This is a genomic window from Ferrimonas sediminum (genome assembly GCF_900100175.1).
GTDB lineage: Bacteria > Pseudomonadota > Gammaproteobacteria > Enterobacterales > Shewanellaceae > Ferrimonas > Ferrimonas sediminum.
On record NZ_FNEM01000013.1, the window covers coordinates 61,118 to 76,946 of the forward strand.

The 15,829-nt window shown below is 57.0% G+C and carries 14 protein-coding genes and 1 riboswitch; of the genes, 8 read left to right on the top strand and 6 right to left on the bottom strand.

The window, feature by feature from the left end:
- Positions 1-32: 32 nt before the first annotated feature.
- Positions 33-881, bottom strand: a complete 849-nt coding sequence (locus BLT77_RS14185) for an endonuclease/exonuclease/phosphatase family protein (protein ID WP_090366554.1) — start codon at positions 879-881, stop codon at positions 33-35.
- Positions 882-935: 54 nt separating this feature from the next.
- The gene (locus BLT77_RS14190) at positions 936-1,787 is read right to left on the bottom strand and encodes a helix-turn-helix domain-containing protein (RefSeq protein ID WP_090366556.1); all 852 of its coding nucleotides are present in this window, start codon (positions 1,785-1,787) and stop codon (positions 936-938) included.
- A 134-nt stretch (positions 1,788-1,921) separates the two neighbouring features.
- Here BLT77_RS14190 and BLT77_RS14195 point away from each other — a divergent pair, with 134 nt between their 5' ends.
- Both BLT77_RS14195 and BLT77_RS14200 read left to right on the top strand, forming a co-directional pair.
- On the top strand, positions 1,922-3,910 hold the full coding sequence (locus BLT77_RS14195; RefSeq protein ID WP_090366559.1) for an SDR family oxidoreductase: 1,989 nt from the start codon (positions 1,922-1,924) through the stop codon (positions 3,908-3,910).
- Positions 3,911-4,034: 124 nt separating this feature from the next.
- Complete coding sequence (locus BLT77_RS14200) at positions 4,035-5,159, top strand: M14 family metallopeptidase (protein WP_090366561.1); 1,125 nt, start codon at positions 4,035-4,037, stop codon at positions 5,157-5,159.
- Between the two features lie 106 nt (positions 5,160-5,265).
- Here BLT77_RS14200 and BLT77_RS14205 read toward each other — a convergent pair whose 3' ends face one another.
- Positions 5,266-5,715 carry a bifunctional diaminohydroxyphosphoribosylaminopyrimidine deaminase/5-amino-6-(5-phosphoribosylamino)uracil reductase RibD gene (locus BLT77_RS14205; protein ID WP_176819319.1) on the bottom strand — a complete coding sequence of 150 codons (450 nt, stop codon included), beginning with the start codon at positions 5,713-5,715 and terminating at the stop codon, positions 5,266-5,268.
- A gap of 46 nt (positions 5,716-5,761) precedes the next feature.
- Complete coding sequence (locus BLT77_RS20615) at positions 5,762-5,884, bottom strand: hypothetical protein (RefSeq protein WP_281241976.1); 123 nt, start codon at positions 5,882-5,884, stop codon at positions 5,762-5,764.
- Positions 5,885-6,169: 285 nt separating this feature from the next.
- Here BLT77_RS20615 and BLT77_RS14210 point away from each other — a divergent pair, with 285 nt between their 5' ends.
- The 5 genes from BLT77_RS14210 (at position 6,170) to BLT77_RS14230 (ending at position 11,167) form a co-directional block, all read left to right on the top strand.
- Positions 6,170-7,252: a hypothetical protein gene (locus BLT77_RS14210; protein WP_143026642.1), complete on the top strand. Its 1,083-nt coding sequence runs from the start codon at positions 6,170-6,172 to the stop codon at positions 7,250-7,252.
- 2 nt (positions 7,253-7,254) lie between these two features.
- Positions 7,255-7,482 (top strand): DUF350 domain-containing protein, encoded by a 228-nt coding sequence (locus BLT77_RS14215; protein WP_051252544.1) that lies wholly within the window; start codon positions 7,255-7,257, stop codon positions 7,480-7,482.
- Positions 7,483-7,614: 132 nt separating this feature from the next.
- The gene (arsB, locus tag BLT77_RS14220; RefSeq protein ID WP_090366565.1) at positions 7,615-8,631 is read left to right on the top strand and encodes an ACR3 family arsenite efflux transporter; all 1,017 of its coding nucleotides are present in this window, start codon (positions 7,615-7,617) and stop codon (positions 8,629-8,631) included.
- 433 nt (positions 8,632-9,064) lie between these two features.
- Entirely contained in the window at positions 9,065-9,943 is an 879-nt protein-coding gene (locus BLT77_RS14225; RefSeq protein WP_143026643.1) for a DUF5692 family protein, read from the top strand.
- Positions 9,944-9,952: 9 nt separating this feature from the next.
- Complete coding sequence (locus BLT77_RS14230) at positions 9,953-11,167, top strand: DUF5692 family protein (RefSeq protein WP_090366570.1); 1,215 nt, start codon at positions 9,953-9,955, stop codon at positions 11,165-11,167.
- Between the two features lie 93 nt (positions 11,168-11,260).
- On the opposite strand, the gene BLT77_RS14235 is transcribed toward BLT77_RS14230, so the two are convergent.
- Complete coding sequence (locus BLT77_RS14235) at positions 11,261-11,845, bottom strand: DUF5610 domain-containing protein (RefSeq protein WP_090366572.1); 585 nt, start codon at positions 11,843-11,845, stop codon at positions 11,261-11,263.
- Positions 11,846-11,932: 87 nt separating this feature from the next.
- Positions 11,933-13,222, bottom strand: coding sequence for a MipA/OmpV family protein (locus BLT77_RS14240; RefSeq protein ID WP_090366574.1), 1,290 nt, complete (start codon positions 13,220-13,222; stop codon positions 11,933-11,935).
- A 379-nt stretch (positions 13,223-13,601) separates the two neighbouring features.
- Positions 13,602-13,791, top strand: a riboswitch (cobalamin riboswitch).
- A 207-nt stretch (positions 13,792-13,998) separates the two neighbouring features.
- Between BLT77_RS14240 and BLT77_RS14245 the strand changes: the two genes are divergently transcribed.
- Positions 13,999-15,822, top strand: a complete 1,824-nt coding sequence (locus tag BLT77_RS14245) for a TonB-dependent receptor domain-containing protein (RefSeq protein WP_090366575.1) — start codon at positions 13,999-14,001, stop codon at positions 15,820-15,822.
- Positions 15,823-15,829 lie beyond the last annotated feature (7 nt).

Sequence of the window (15,829 nt, forward strand, 5' to 3'; positions counted from 1 at the left end):
AGTGAAGCCAGATAGCTATGGCTAATCGGGGTTCAACTGCAGGTGGGGCTGTAATCAAACTGCACGTACAGCGGGGTGTGATCCGAACTGGTGTAGTGACTGAGCACATCGGCACTGCCGGCCACCGGAGTCAGTTGGCAGCTGTAGAGGATGTGATCCAGCTTGTGGCCGAAAAACTGCTTGATGCCCTCGCTGTTGGCGAACGGCACTGATGCCAGTCCCTGACGTTGTGCCAGGGCGTCCAGCAGGGCCTTGCGATCGTCGGACCAGGTATTGAAATCACCGGCGAAGATTACCGGCCCCTGATGGCGATCGATGGCGGATTCCAGTGTATCGAGCTGACGCTGGTACTTGGCATTGGTAACAAAGTTGATGCCGTGGATATTGACCATCAGCAGCGACTGGCCATCGGCCATGATCAGCTCCGACATCAACGAGGCCTTGGGGGTGTTGGTGACCGGCTCCGTCGGTGCCGACAGTTGCAGGTAAGTGGACTGAATCGGGCTGGCGGCCAGGCTCATGACCCCGGAATGGCTGCCATCGCTCTGAGCCAGGTTGGCTCCAAAAGCATAGTGATACGGCAACATCGACGGTGGTTGAGCCGGGTTGACGTTGACCTCCTGCAGGGCCATCAGGTGGGGGGAGTACTGGCGTTGAAGATCGCTGAACTCCTGTTGCCAGTCGGGTTGCCCCAGCTGCTTGTGAACGTTCCAGCTCACCAGGTTAAAGCGGCTGGGCAGGGGCTGCTCGGTGGAGATGGCGGCTGTGGGAGCAGGCATGACCCAGGCCTGCTGCTTTTCTGGAGGCGCGCTGGGGCAGCCGGAAAGAGCGGCAACCAGCAGCGGTACCCATACCCAATGAACGCGAAATTGACCCAACACCGTACCTCTTTTTTTGCGCAATAGCGCTCATCTTGGCGGTAGATGGGGGCCGGGTCAATAGGGCAGTAGCGGGTGCTTCTTTGTGCAACTGGCCACCCGCTTATGCCACAGCGGGTCCGATTTGGGGTTTTTAGGGTAGATGGTGTAGATCATCAATTTGGGTTCGGAGATGAAACTGGTTGCGCCAACTGTATGAAAAACGTGCATTTGTTGTTCTCTTGGCTGCCCAGGCAATTCGATGGTGGTAACAAACCCGGTCACATTCATCTGTTTAGAACCCCGCTGACGCCAATCTTTAGGCACCGAGCCTTCTGCCAATATTCTTTGTAACAGTTTACTGGCGCAGGAGTCCTGATACATCAGTACGTCTTGTTGCAGGGTCAGGATAAGGGCACAGACGGTGTCCTCCCAGCCGATGAGGTAAGGCTTAAACCCTTTGTCGGTAAAGACCAGGTCAACAAGATTAAAGTCGGCAGTTTGAGCGGTCTGCGGGGCAAAGCTGCAGATCAGCTCCAGCCAGGCGCGGTTGATCATCTTGGCGTTGCCGTACTGATCGATGATCATGGTGGGGTAGGGCTCGAGCCCCTTAAGCGTGGCCACCAGTGACTGGTGCAGCCAATGGTGCTCCTCGGAGTCGGGCCTTAAGGCGAAACTGGTGGCGGCGAAGCCGGCCGAGGCCAGCAGGTTGTTGGTCTCGCGAACGTTCAGCTCCAGCAGGTGGGCCAGCTTTTCGACCAGCTCTTGACTGGGGAGGGATTTTCCCGTCTCCAGAAAGCTCACGTGGCGCAGGGAGGAACCGACCTCCAGCGCCAGCGCTTCCTGGCTCAACCCGCGGGTCTTTCGCCAGAATTTCAACAGACGCCCGAAGGCGCCCTTGGGCATTCGTAACCCTTCAGCCTGCATCATTAATTCCTTTTATGCAGAGATGTGAATTCCATCGAGTCGCATGTGGTCAATATTACCTCGGAGGTAATAGATTGACCACTAACATCCTATCATCATTAAGAAAGTCATTTGTCTACGGATGGAGAAGGGCAGTTATGAGTTACTTTGTTACAGGTGGTACCGGGTTCATTGGTAAGTACATTTTGGCCAATCTGGCCAAGCGGGAGGGGGAGATCTTTATCCTGGTGCGCGAGGGCACCGAAGATAAGTTTCTGGCCAACTGCGAACTGCTCAACCTGGAGCCGTCACGCTTTACCCTGCTGAAAGGGGATTTGGCCGAGCCTCTGCTCGGGGTCAACGAGGCGGAGCGCGATCGGCTCTACGGCAAGGTGAGGGAGTTCATTCACTGCGCCGCACTCTATGACATCACCGCGTCGGCCCAGACCAACCACGACTTCAATGTTGGCGGCACCCGTGAGGCGCTGGCACTGGCTGAGCTGGTGGGGGCGGAGTGTTTTAACCACCTGAGCTCCATCGCCGTGGCCGGTTTCTACCAGGGCGTGTTTAACGAGCAGATGTTTGAGCAGGGGGAAGGGCTGGATATCAACCCCTACCTGAAGACCAAGTACGACTCCGAGGCCCTGGTGCGGGAGCAGGAGACTCTGCCCTACCGTATCTTCCGTCCTTCGATGGTGATTGGCCACTCTAAGACCGGTGAGATCGACAAGATCGACGGCCCCTACTACCTGTTCAAAACCCTGCAGAAACTGCGCAATGTTCTCCCCAGCTGGATGCCCGCCATCGGCATCAAGGGCGGCGAGTTCAATATGGTGCCGGTGGACTACGTCGCCGACGCCATCGATCATATCCTCACTCGGTCCGACACCCACGGACAGTGCTTCCACCTGGTGGACACCCCCGGATTGAAGATGATTGAGGCGCTGGATATCTTCTCCCAGGCGGCTCACGGCTCCAGGCTGTCCGCCGGTGTCAGTCCGGGCGTGCTGGACTTCATTCCGGCACCGATTCGCGGCGCTTTGCTGAACTTGCCTTCGGTGCGTCTGCTGATCGACCAGACCCTGGCCGGGCTGAAGATCCCCAAAGAAACGTTGAAGCTGCTGGATCTCAAGACCCAGTTTGATGACTCCAATACCAGGCGCGCCCTGGCCGGCACCGACATCGCCGTACCACACCTGAAAGACTACGCCGGCGTGGTGTGGGATTACTGGGAGCGTAATCTGGATCCGAACCGCATGGGCAGCCGCACCCTGGAGCAGCATATTGACGGCAAGGTCGCGGTGATCACCGGCGCCAGCTCCGGCATCGGCCGCGCCCTGGCGATCCGCCTGGCCAGTGCCGGCGCCAAGGTTATGCTGGTGGCCCGGGGTATGGAGCAGCTCAAGGAGGTGGAGCAGCAGATCCTGGCCGAAGGAGGGGAAGCTTACAGCTTCCACTGCGACCTCAACGACCTGGAACGGTGTGACCTGGTGATCGACCAGATCATCGAAGAACATGGCGCCATCGATCTGCTGGTGAACAACGCCGGTCGCTCCATCCGTCGCTCGCTGAAGCTGACGTACGACCGCTTCCACGATTTTGAGCGTACCATGCAGCTGAACTACTTTGCGCCGGTACGCCTGACCATGCGGGCATTACCGACCATGGTTGAGCAGGGCGGTGCCCATGTGGTCAACATCTCCACCATTGCGGTGCTCGGCGGGTATGCGCCGCGCTTCTCGGCCTATGTCGCCTCCAAGTCGGCATTGGATGCCTGGTCACAGTCGGCGGGGGCCGAGTACCGCGAGCACAACGTCAGCTTTACCAATGTGCATATGCCGCTGGTGCGCACGCCGATGATCGAGGCGTCACCCATGTACAACTTTGCTCCGACCCTGAGTCCGGATGAAGCGGTGGCGATGATCGAAGAGGCGCTGTTGGATCAGCCGGCCGAGGTCAACACCGGCATCGGCAGTGCCATGCGGGCCATGAGTGTGCTGGCTCCCAAGGTGTATGAGTTGCTGATGAGCACCACCTTCAAGATGTTCCCGGATACCGCCGCTGCCCAGGGGCTGCCGGAAGAGGAGGTGAAGCCGACACCGGAGCAGGTGGCACTGGCGGCACTGATGTCGGGTAACTACCTGTAACTCTGTAATGTCTGATTAAAACGGCCTGGTTTTCCAGGCCGTTTTTTATTGCATCCTTCGGTCATGTTGCCGTAGGGGTTGTTGTGGTAGTCTTTCGGGCAACCGCTCAAACACGGACAGTCCAATGAAAATTTTCAGTAATTTTGAAAGCGGCAGCATCAATGTTGTCAAAGCCGATTCCGCCGATGATATTCAGCTGACCATTCCCAATGACAATCAGTCGGAGTTTTATCAGTGGTTCCATTTCCGCCTGGAAACCACTGCCGGTGAACCCCACTCCCTGAAACTGCTGAACCTGGCCAAGTCGGCCTACCCGGAAGGTTGGGATGGCTACAGCGTGGTGGCGTCCTACGATCGGGAGGAGTGGTTCCGCATTCCTGCCAGCTTCGACGGCGATACCCTCAGCTTCGAGGTGACCCCGGAGCACGGTTCCATCTATTTCGCCTACTTTGCCCCCTACAGCTACGGTCGTCACCAGGATCTGCTGCACCACGCCCAGACCCACCCCCTGTGTCGGCTTGATACCCTGGGCCAGACCCTGGACGGCAACGACGTCAGCCTGCTGACCATCGGCGAACCGGAGCCGGGCAAGAACATCGTCTGGGTCATCGGTCGACAGCATCCGGGCGAGACCATGGCGGAGTGGTTTATCGAAGGCCTGCTGGCACGCCTGCTGGATGATACCGACACCGTTGGCCGCGCTTTGCTGGGCAACAGCGTGTTCTATGTGGTGCCGAACATGAACCCGGATGGCTCTATTCGGGGTCACCTGCGCACTAACGCCATCGGGGTGAACCTGAACCGGGAATGGCAGGCGCCGTCGATGGAGAAAAGTCCGGAAGTGTTCCTGGTGCGTGAAAAGATGCTGGAAACCGGCATCGACCTGTTCCTGGATGTGCATGGGGACGAAGCGATCCCCTATAACTTTGTTGCCGGCAGCGAAGGCACGCCGTCTTACGATGAGTGTCGAGAGGAGCTGGAGCAGGCGTTTAAGCAGGCCTTGACCACCATCACGCCGGAGTTCCAGGATGAGTATGGCTACGACAAAGACAAGCCCGGAGAGGCCAACCTGACGGTGTGCTCCAACTGGGTGGCGGAGCAGTTCCGCTGCCTGTCCTACACCGTAGAGATGCCCTTCAAAGACCATAATTTCCAGCCTGATGAGCTGTACGGTTGGTCGCCGGAGCGCAGCGGTGTGTTTGGTCGCGACACTTTGGCGGCGATCCACGCGGTGATCGATCAGGTCTGAGTGATGGCATTCATAATAAAAAAGCGCGCCCATCGGCGCGCTTTTTTTTGATAGCTTGGGGCCGAGCAGTGGCACGGCTGCGTGTATGGCCCTGGGCACCGGATGGTTAGGATTTACCGAGATAGGGCGTCAGAAACTCACTGACCGCCTGTTGATGCACGCCCACCTCTACGCTGACCCCGGCCTGTTCCAGAATGGCGATGCCTTTGCCGCTGTTTCTGGGGTCCGGATCCAACATGGCCACCACCACGTTTTTAATGCCGGTTTGCACCAAAGTGCGTGCACAGGCCGGAGTGCGGCCGACAAAGGAGCAGGGCTCCAGAGTGACGTAAGCGGTGACGCCTTCCATGCTGCCGGAGTAACGGTTCAGCGCTTCCACTTCGGCGTGATTACCGCCGATGGCTTGAGTAAACCCTTCGGCGACAACCTGGCCACCTTTCACCAGCACACAGCCTACCGGCGGGTTGGGTTGGCACTGGGGCAGGGCCTGTTTCGACAGGGCTAGAGCACGAAGCATGGGATGGGCATCGGTGGGGGTTTTCAGTAGTTCAGACATGGTGACTCGTTGGTTGACGGGGTGGGGGAGACCGTTGCGTCGCGGCTCAATGTGTAGACGGGCACTGCACATCGATGCTGGCGCGGATGGCCGCGACACAGAGCGGCAGCATCAGGCCTGCGGCCAGGGGAATCAGCGACAGCACACATTGTCGGTAAAGTAGGCTCATTGGCCCAGTTTGGTGTATTGATTTGGAGGATATTATAGCGCGCTGAGGCGAGGGGGTTGCAAGGTAAAGCAGCCCTTTGTTCAAAGCAGGTTCGCTGATGAGTGACTAGTGGTGTTGGCCCGGGATGCTGCTCAGTGCCTCGCCAATTGGGCGCTGAAATGACGTTGTCGCCATTGGATTATCTTGCAAGTTACTAATTAGTAGTGTCTTATTGTCAGCCACAATGACTTTGAACAAGCCCTCTTTTAATGTGTACCTTTCGATTGACTGACAACCAGATCTGACATGAAAACCCGGTTAACGCGTATCTTGTTGTCTCTGTGTGTGCTGTGCGTTGGCGTGGCCATCTGGCTGGGGCCAAACTCCGCCCACCCGGAAGATCAGCGGCTGGCAGCCTTGTCTCAACGACTGGAGGACTCGGAGTTTGATCTCGCCTACGATGAGGTGAAGCGGTTGTTGCCGCGGGTCGATGAGCCGGATCTGCGCCGCTACCTGTACGCGGTCAAGGCCGACATCGAAGTCGGCCGTCGCCATTATCACTACGCTATCCACTCGCTGACCCAGGCCCAGCAGTTGGGCGAGCCGAACCAGAAAGTCGAGGAAGCGATTCTTCGCCTGCGCAATCATATCGAAAGCATGCAGCAGGAGCGGCTGCTGGATCAACGCTATCGGGACGCCCGCGATAACGGTATCGCTGCCCGGCTTACCGGTGAGATCACTATTCTCTATCTCTATCTGGATGACAATCGCTGGAGTCGTTGGTCGGGCAAACAGCGGTTGCAGAATCGTCACTATCTGCAACAGGTGGTGGATTGGTATCAAGCCCGCGCAGCCCAGTATGGCGTGGTCGAACCGCAGATCAGCAGCCGCTTTTTCTTCCTCAATGCCCCGCGGGGGATCTCTAAAGAGTGGCTACGTTCAGAGCGCTTCTTCCTCGACGCTCAGGGGCTGATCGCCGGTCAACTGGGTTACCCGTCGATGTCGGCGTTTATCCAGGCCAAAGCGCCCAAGGGGCAGGTGGCCTTGGTATTCCACTCCAATGGTGATGCCCGCTCTTTTGCCCTGTCCTGCGGTAACAAACAGGTGTCACCAAATTGCCACTATGAGTACGTAATGCTGACTGAATCGGTGTCGTCGGCCGCTGCGGTGACCTATACCCCACAGGTGCAGGCCCATGAGATTCTGCACCTGTTTGGTGCCGCCGATCTTTACCGCATCGAGTCGGCACGGGACTACGCGGTTACCGATCTGATGAACTATTACAGCGACGCCTTGCGTCACGCCACTCTGGATCCCATCACCGCCTGGTCCATCGGTTGGTCAGAGGCACCAGATGCGCCATTTATTATTGAAAACAAGGGAAAGTAGGAATGGAAATTACCTCATTGGAACAGAACGCAGCCTTCATGTTTCTGAACCTCACTTACGCGGTGGTCAGTCTGTTTGTCAGCGTGATTTCACTGGTGATCATCGATAAGTTCGTGTTTCGCAGCATCGACTTTATTGCCGAGATTAAAAAGGGCAACCTAGCTGTGGCGGTATTTCAATCCACCATCTTGCTGTTTGTCGGTTTTGTGGTGTCGTCAGCCATGAGCTAAAGTAATGCGTATTCGCTATGGCATATATATGGCAATTCATATATTCTGGCATCATCGAAATGGCAGTTGACTGTGTCGAACCGCCAGGTTGCGGTTTTCGAGACGGTTTCAAAGAAGTATGAGGCGAGAGTAATGGGGATTTTTGAACGCTATTTGTCACTGTGGGTAGCGCTGAGTATCGCTGCAGGCGTATTGCTGGGAAACTGGGCCCCACAAGGGTTTGCGGTGGTAGCGGCCGTGGAGTGGGCCCATGTGAACCTGGTGGTAGCGGTGCTGATCTGGGTGATGATTTACCCGATGATGGTGCAGATCGACTTCAGTGCTGTCAAAGATGTGGGCAAAAAGCCCAAGGGTCTTATCCTGACCCTGGTGATCAACTGGCTGATTAAGCCTTTTACCATGGCGGCCTTAGGGTGGTTGTTCTTCAAAGGCCTGTTTGCCGACTGGGTCGATCCTCAGAGCGCCGGTGAGTACATCGCCGGGATGATTCTGCTGGGCGTGGCCCCCTGTACCGCCATGGTGTTTGTCTGGAGTCAGATGACTAAGGGCGATGCCAACTACACCTTGGTTCAGGTCTCGGTGAACGACATCATCATGGTGTTTGCCTTCGCGCCGATTACCGCGTTGTTGCTGGGGGTCAGTAACATTCAGGTGCCCTGGGAGACCCTGCTGCTGTCGGTGGTGCTGTACGTGATGTTGCCGCTGTTGGCCGGGGCCTGGACCCGGGCGCGACTGCAGCGTCGTCGCAATGGCGATGGCATTGATGCGTTTCTGGCGAAAACCAAGCCGTGGTCCATCGTCGGTTTGCTCGGTACTGTGGTGTTGCTGTTTGGTTTTCAGGCCGAGGTGATCATCGAGCAGCCGCAAACCATAGTGCTGATCGCCATTCCGCTGATGATCCAGACCTACGGCATCTTTGCCATCGCTTATGGGGCGGCCAAATGGCTTAAATTGCCCCACAACATTGCTGCTCCGGCGTGCATGATCGGAACTTCGAACTTCTTTGAGTTGGCGGTGGCCGTGGCCATCTCGTTGTTTGGTCTGCACTCCGGCGCGGCGCTGGCCACCGTGGTTGGAGTGTTGGTGGAGGTGCCGGTGATGCTGTCTCTGGTCTATTTTGCCAACAGGACCCGGCACTGGTTCGCCTGACACCCGGTTTCTGATTCGGGGTGGCCACAGGGGCACCCCGTTTTTGACCCTGGCGACCTGCAGGCGCCAACCTCCCCACCCGATGAATCACAGTTCCCATCCCGCGTCACGACAAATGTGATCCCAGTCACTAACGAATTTCGCCATTCTGTTACCTTCAGTCGCAGAAATTGATTTTTAGAGTAATTACTCAGCTATCAGCTTCTAGTGAAGGTATTTCAATACCTTAATTATAAAAACTTTTGAGTTACTGGTAGTGAAACGGCGCTTCGTCGACCTGCATTACCCTTGCCGATACACAGCAATACCGCGCCTCATGGCGCCCCTAAAACTAGAAATTGCACCACCTATTTTTGGATCAGGCTACACACCGTCACGTTGCTATCAGGGAGTCGTTATCGTTACAAAGGAGTAGGGCATGGAACCCTCCAATATGACGTTAGTCATTTCGATCATCGTGTACGCCGCGGCCACCTATGCGCTGACGGAAGTGTTCAGGCGCTACCGCACAATAGGTTTCGCGTTCATAGTGCTGTCGCTGTGTACTTTCCCGTTGTGGTCTGAGAACCGCGATACCTGGTTCGAGTGGGCCAAAATCTTTAGCGTGCTGGTGCCGATGATCGTGGTCAGCCTGATGCGTATCGCCGTGTACGAGAAGAAAACCGGACCGTTCTGGGAGGTCTTCAAGAAGCCATGGACCCTGTGGTTCCTGTTTTTCATTCTGGCGCTCAACATCACCGAAGCGTCGATTCACGACTGGCAACTGGGTAACCCCTGGAACGCACTGTCGGGCTTCTGCCTGGTGGCCACCATTCCGTTTGTCGGCAAGTTCTGGCGGGTGGAAGACAAAACCTGTGGCGATCTGATTGTGGATTTCCCCCTGGGCTGGTGCTTCCTGTACACCACCTGGAACGCCGCCTTCCTGTTTGGCTGCATTCCCGACGAGTTTGCCGGCGGTCTGGCGATTTTGATTGCCTGTGAGCTGTACTCGGTGTTCGGTCGTCACGACCTCTACATCATGGGCCGAATCTACACCCTGGCGATCTTCGTGGTTCAGCTCGGGGTGACCGATGTGTTCCCGTTTATGGATTCCTCCGCCTGGGCCAACCCCGAGCTGGCCACCTGGTGGGGCATCGCCAACCTGGCACTGAGTGTGGTGTACGTCATCTGGTACAACTGGCAGATGTACACCGGCGGTTGCGACACCAAGTTCCGCCACCCGGCGTCGGCGCCGGACGGGGTGTTTACCGAGAAAGAGCGTCAGCAATCGATGACCGGAATGTGGTCAAACCTGTATTTCCATAAAGCCTGAGGACACAAGATGAATCCACTTACCCATACCCTGCGCTGGGCGCTGGGGGTGATGCTGGCGTGCCTGATGGCGTGCAGCACGCCGCTGGCGGCCGCAGATAACGACCCGGCCGCCGAGGCGCTGGGCACCTACCAGATTTTGCTGGAGGGAGTACCGGGCACCGGTGGCTTAAGCTACCACATCGCCTTTAACCCCGATGGCAGCGTCTACATCGAGAAGAAGTTCAATGGCCGTGACGAGGCGGAAACCCATCAGTGGCAGCGACAGGGCGACGCGATCACCATCTTGCCACTGCCTGGCGGAGTGATCACCGATTTCGATCACGCCAGTCTGACGGTGATCGACAGCGAGAACATTGATGTTAACCTCAACGTCACCGGGGCCAGCCTGGATCTGCTGGAGAAGGACACCACCTTTACTCTGTTCCGTTGGCATGAAACCCAGGCTAAGCTGCACATTCTGCTGACTCTGGTGATTCTGATCGCCCTGAACGAGCTGTTCCGGTTTGTGAAATGGAGCGGCTTTGCGTTCTTCGTGGGGTTGTCGCTGTTGCTGACCATCTTCGTCTGGCCCTATCAGGGGGTGGCGTACTGGTTTAAGTGGGCCAAGATCTATTCGGTGGTGTCGGCGTCGGTGTTCTTCCTGCTGATGCGCTTTACCAAGGTGCACCAATACAGCCTGGCCAAGCTGTTCTGTGTCGGCTTTCTGGCGATCAACATCGCCGAGGCGGTGGCTCAGGACTTCACCATGGGCTTTACGCCGAACCTGCTTAATGGCGTGGCCGGGGTACTGTCGATTCTGACCTGTTATTACGGTTGGAAGGGGATTCGCGCCGACGACAGCCCGCAGAAAGACATGGTGTGGCCGAAGATGACTGCGTTGTGGATCATCGCCTATGACGTGTGGAACTTCGCCTATGTGTACCTGAACTTCCCGGCCTCGGCGTCGGCGCAGTTGATGGTGATTGTGGCGGCCACCATTCCGGCGCTGTTCATCAAGAAGGGTACCTGGTTGCAGGCCCGCGCCTATACCTTGGCGGCCTGGTTCATGTTCTATTTCACTTTCACCAACTTCTACGAGCGCAACCTGTGGATTTTCCCCAGGAATGATACGCTGACCTACTCGGTGGCGGTGTTGAGCCTGGTGCTTAACATCGCCTGTGTCTGGCAGCTGGTGAGCTTCCACCGCGCCCGTCAGGCCCAGCAGAAGCCGGCGACAGCCTGATCCCTCTGCTGGCATCCAGAAAGGCCGTCAGGTTGGGCGGCCTTTTTTTGTCATGGGGTTTAGGAAGGCGTCGAGTCACGGCGGCGAGCTCAATCAACCGTCGACGGATTCATCCTGATAGACGCTATCCCTGAAGGTCTGAAGCCCTTCGTGCACCAGGTTCTGGGTCAGGTCCACGTTGTTCTTGATGTCACCATCCAGCACCTGCAAGCCGTCCAGAATGCCCCGGGCCTCATCGATGCCCTTGTCCACTGCACCGCCGATGACGCTCATAAAGCCGTCCAGCTGCTCATCGAAGGAGAGGGTTGAGTTCTGCCCCTGGTAGGTTTCGAAGAACTGGGTGGCAAAGCCCACGATGCGGTCGGCGGTGGCCTCTGGCGAGTAGTCGATGCCTTGCTCCAGCCCCTTTTGGGTGGAGTTCTCGCCCAATGTGGGCGCCAGGTGCTCATCAATGGCTTCAACGGCGGCACGATACAGCAGCGCCAGGGAGTCCTGGCCGGCGCTTAAGCTGACCTCCTCCATGGCCGTCAGTAGGTGGGCGTTGGTCATCGCCTTGGCGGCCTGGAAGGCACTCTTGCTGTTTGCCACTTCAGACACCGTCTGACCGTGGTTGCTGCCATCGGTGGGCTTGTTCCTGGCGACGTGGGAAACCTCTGCCCCATGATTACGAACGTCCATCAATGCTTTGCCTCATTTGAATCTGTTATGAACTCAATATCGGCCAAATGATGAACGTCTTTAGTCACCACCACGATTAAGCGGGGCTTAGAACTGCCACTGCAGGTACAGGGTGTTGTAGTTGCTGCCGCCTTTGATGCGACCAAAGGCGGAGGAGCTTTCAAACATCGAACTGCGGTGGTGAATGCTCCAGCCAAGCCACAGGTGGGACCATTTGCTGCTCTGGAACAGGTCACCGAGGTTGGTATCGATAGAGAAGTCCAGGTAGTTCATTAATTTGGACGGCCGGTAGCCTTTCTCTTCCAGTTCGCTGCGTTCGATGTAGGTGACCCGGTTGATGTAGGACAAGCCTTCGGCCACACCGAATCGCCAGCGAATAGGCCAGCTGAAGGTGTAGTAGGCCTTGATGGCCATGACCCCTTCGTAGCTGGTTTTCTGCACCTCTGAGCTGTGGTGCAGCACTACCCCTGGCGTGGCGTACAGATCGATGGGGAAACCAAACAGGCTGTCGGTGAGCGGATAACCATAGAATACTGACGTCATCTGGTTGTTGTAGGGGTCTTTCTCCCAGTCAAAACTGAGAATTTCCCCCAGATTGGAGGGGGTGGCCCAGCCGTGGGCTACGCGAAGGTAATGCCCCTCGAAATCTTCCCGTCGCAGCGGGTTGGCGCTCTGTTCTGCGGTGGGGAAGAACGCAAATCCGGCGTAGCTCTCCAGGGTAAAGCGTTTGTCCAGGGTATCGAGTTCGCTGATGCCGCTGCCCAATACCGATCCCTGCACCTGGCCGATGAGGTACAGGTTGCTGCCCACATGGTATTTCAGGCCAATGCCGGCGGAGGCGCCCAGATCGGCATCGGCACGGGTGTCGCCCAGGCCGTAGTAATACTCAACAAAGTCCTGGCTGCGCCAGTCCAGTTGCACTGTGGGTTGGTAGCTGAGGTTGCCCCACTGGCCGTCAAAACCGTATCTCAGATGGCCGTAACTGCGACCGTTGTTATCACTGAGCAGTTCGGTATCGACAAAATGCCGCTCTCTTGGGACATAGCGGTAGCGCAAACCGAGGTCAAAACTGTCTTCCTGAATGGTATTTTGCAGCTCTTTGGGAATATCGAAGAAGCGATAACGGGTAAACAGCGTCGCTTGATGCGGTTGGTCTTGCCACAGGTGGTAGCCGGCTTCGAGGCCATGCAGGTAGAAATCCTCGCCATGGAGAAACATCAGCGGCACGACGTCGGTGACCTGATCGATGTCGGTCTTGTAGGGGATGTCGGCAAACCGCATGCCGATGGCGATGCCCCATTCGGGCTGCTCGCCACTGCCGGGCACCGCCATGGCTGCACTGCTGCTTAACAGCAAGAGTAAAGTAAGGGATCTCATGACTATCAGAATGGCAAATCTTGGAATAAATTGCCGCGTAGTTTGCCACAAGTGAGTGAATTTTCTGTGGAAGGAGCGTAACTAACTGTGTCTTTCGCGCGCTCCGGTCCGGTCTGGGAGTGCCATGACAGAAGGGGTTCGGTCCACTGAGGGGGCAAAAAGCAGTCAGTCAGTCGAATGTTGAACATTTTTTTGGTTCAGGCGGGAAGAGGGCGGCGGTGGCCTGAGCCGGGCTGCACCCCTTGGTATAGGTGGCTTGGCCATCCAGACGTCCATTCTTGCGGTGGTAACGGTGGCAAACGCTGTGACTATTCACAGACATTTATCGCTGTTCAATGCCTTGTGATCTCTGGCACAATCTTGGACTGTGGCATGGTTATCATGGCCACCAAATTGAGGTGCAAGGGATCGTTCGACGACGATTCATGCATAACAGGGAACGCGGTGAGATCCCGCGGCTGTACCTGCAACTGTAATCAGAGCGACGTGTCGATAACCACTGGGCAACCGGGAAGGGAGCACGTTCAGACGCTGAGAGCCAGGAGACCTACCTTGATTTGCTGATTTGACTCAAGCGGGTTTCTTGAGCAGATAGCCTGATAAGACCGTTTGAACCGGGTGGCAAGGCGAACCTTGCTTCCATTTTCGCATCGAGCTGGCCTTATCTGGTATTCGTCTGTTGTACGTGTGAGCACCCCGTCGTGATGACGGATTCACCTACCTCTCTGTTGAGAGCATTCCCGCGCTTTTAAAACTCGATTATTCAAGGAAAAACCATGAGTTTAAAAACGCGCCTTTCTGTATTGTCCCTGGCCCTGTGTGCCAGCTACGCGGCTACCGCTGCGCCCGACTATGAAACCATTGTGGTCACCGCCGATCGCTTTGATACTGCCCCTGAGCAGCAGCTGGCGGTGGTCAATACCATCGAGCGGGTGGAGATCGAGGAGCTGGCGCCGATCTCTGTGGTCGACATTCTCGAACGACTGCCTGGCCTCAGCGTGACCCGTACCGGCGGTGCCGGTCAGACCGCCAATATCAGCATTCGAGGCTCCGAATCGGACCATGTGCTGGTGCTGATCGATGGCGTTCGCATCAGTTCCGCCACCCTGGGCAGCGTCAGCTTTTCCAGTCTGGCGCCGGAACAGGTGGAGCGCATCGAAGTGGTGAAAGGCGCTCGCGCCGCCGTGTGGGGCAGTGATGCCATCGGTGGTGTGGTACAGATCTTTACCCGCCGTCTGGAAGGGGGCCAATGGTACGCTTCCGGCGCCGTGGGCAGCAACAACTACAGCCGCCTCAGTGCCGGTGCCGGCATCAGCCACGGTGACGGCAGTACCAGCCTGACCGTGTCCCAGGAGCAGAGTGATGGCTTTGATGTACGCCGCGATAGTGAAACCGATGACGATGGCTATGATCGCCTTACCTTCGGCCTGAATGGTCAGCAGAACCTCAGTGAACAGTGGCTGCTGAACTGGAGCGGTCAGTACAACACCGGCAGCTACGAGTACGACAACAGTGCCCCCTACAGCAATGAGGCCGATTACGACAACTTCTTCTGGAACCTGGAGGCGCAGTACGACCGCAACGACTTCAGCTCCAAGCTGTCTGCAGGCCAGGCCCGGGATTACAACGATAACTACCGCGCCGGTGAGCCAGGCCACAGCATCTATGAGACCCGCCGAAACCAACTGAGCTGGATCAACCAGTATCAGGCGGGCGGCGCCCTGACCCTGAGCGGCGGCGTGGATTACTACAATGAGTCGGTGCGCGGCGATTACGCCCAGGATGAGCGTGACGTGGTGGGGGTGTTTGCCCTGGCCCGCGCCGATCTCGGTGCCTGGCTGCTGGAAGGGGTGGTGCGTTATGACGATGTGGAAAACATCGACAGCGAAGTCTCCTACAACACCAGTGCCGCCTATCGCTTCAATGACCAGTGGCGCCTGAGTGCCAGCTATGGCACCGCCTTCAAGGCCCCCACCTTTAACGATCTGTACTGGCCGGAGCTGGGGAACGATCAACTGACGTCGGAAACCTCAAAGAACGTCGATCTGACCCTGAACTACGCCGGTAACGGCTACAACGCCTACGTCAGCGTGTTCCAGAATAAGGTTGACGATCTCATCAACTGGGCCAAGACCGGCGAGAAAGACGACAACGGCTGGGACATCTATAAGCCATCCAATGTCGATAAGGCCATACTCAAGGGCGTTGAGCTGGGCAGCGACTTCGAGCTGTTTGGTCTGCAGCACCAACTGGCGTACACCTATCTGGATGCCGAAGACGACAGCAGCGGTGAGCAGTTGGAGGGGCGCAGCGAGCATGAGTTCGACTATTCGGCCGCTTACGTCCGCAGCCAGTGGGACCTGCGCGTCGATTACCACTATCAGGGCAAACGCAATGACGGTGACAACAACTACGATGGCAACCCTGACTTCATCAGCCCCTACCACAAGGTGGACGTCAGCCTGGGCTACGCCTTTACCCAGGGCTGGAAGGTGCGCCTGAAAGCCAATAACCTGCTGGATGAAGAGGTGATCTCCAACGGCAGTTATTACGGCCCGGGTGCCGAGTGGTTCCTGAGCCTGAGCTACAGCGACTTTTAAACGCACG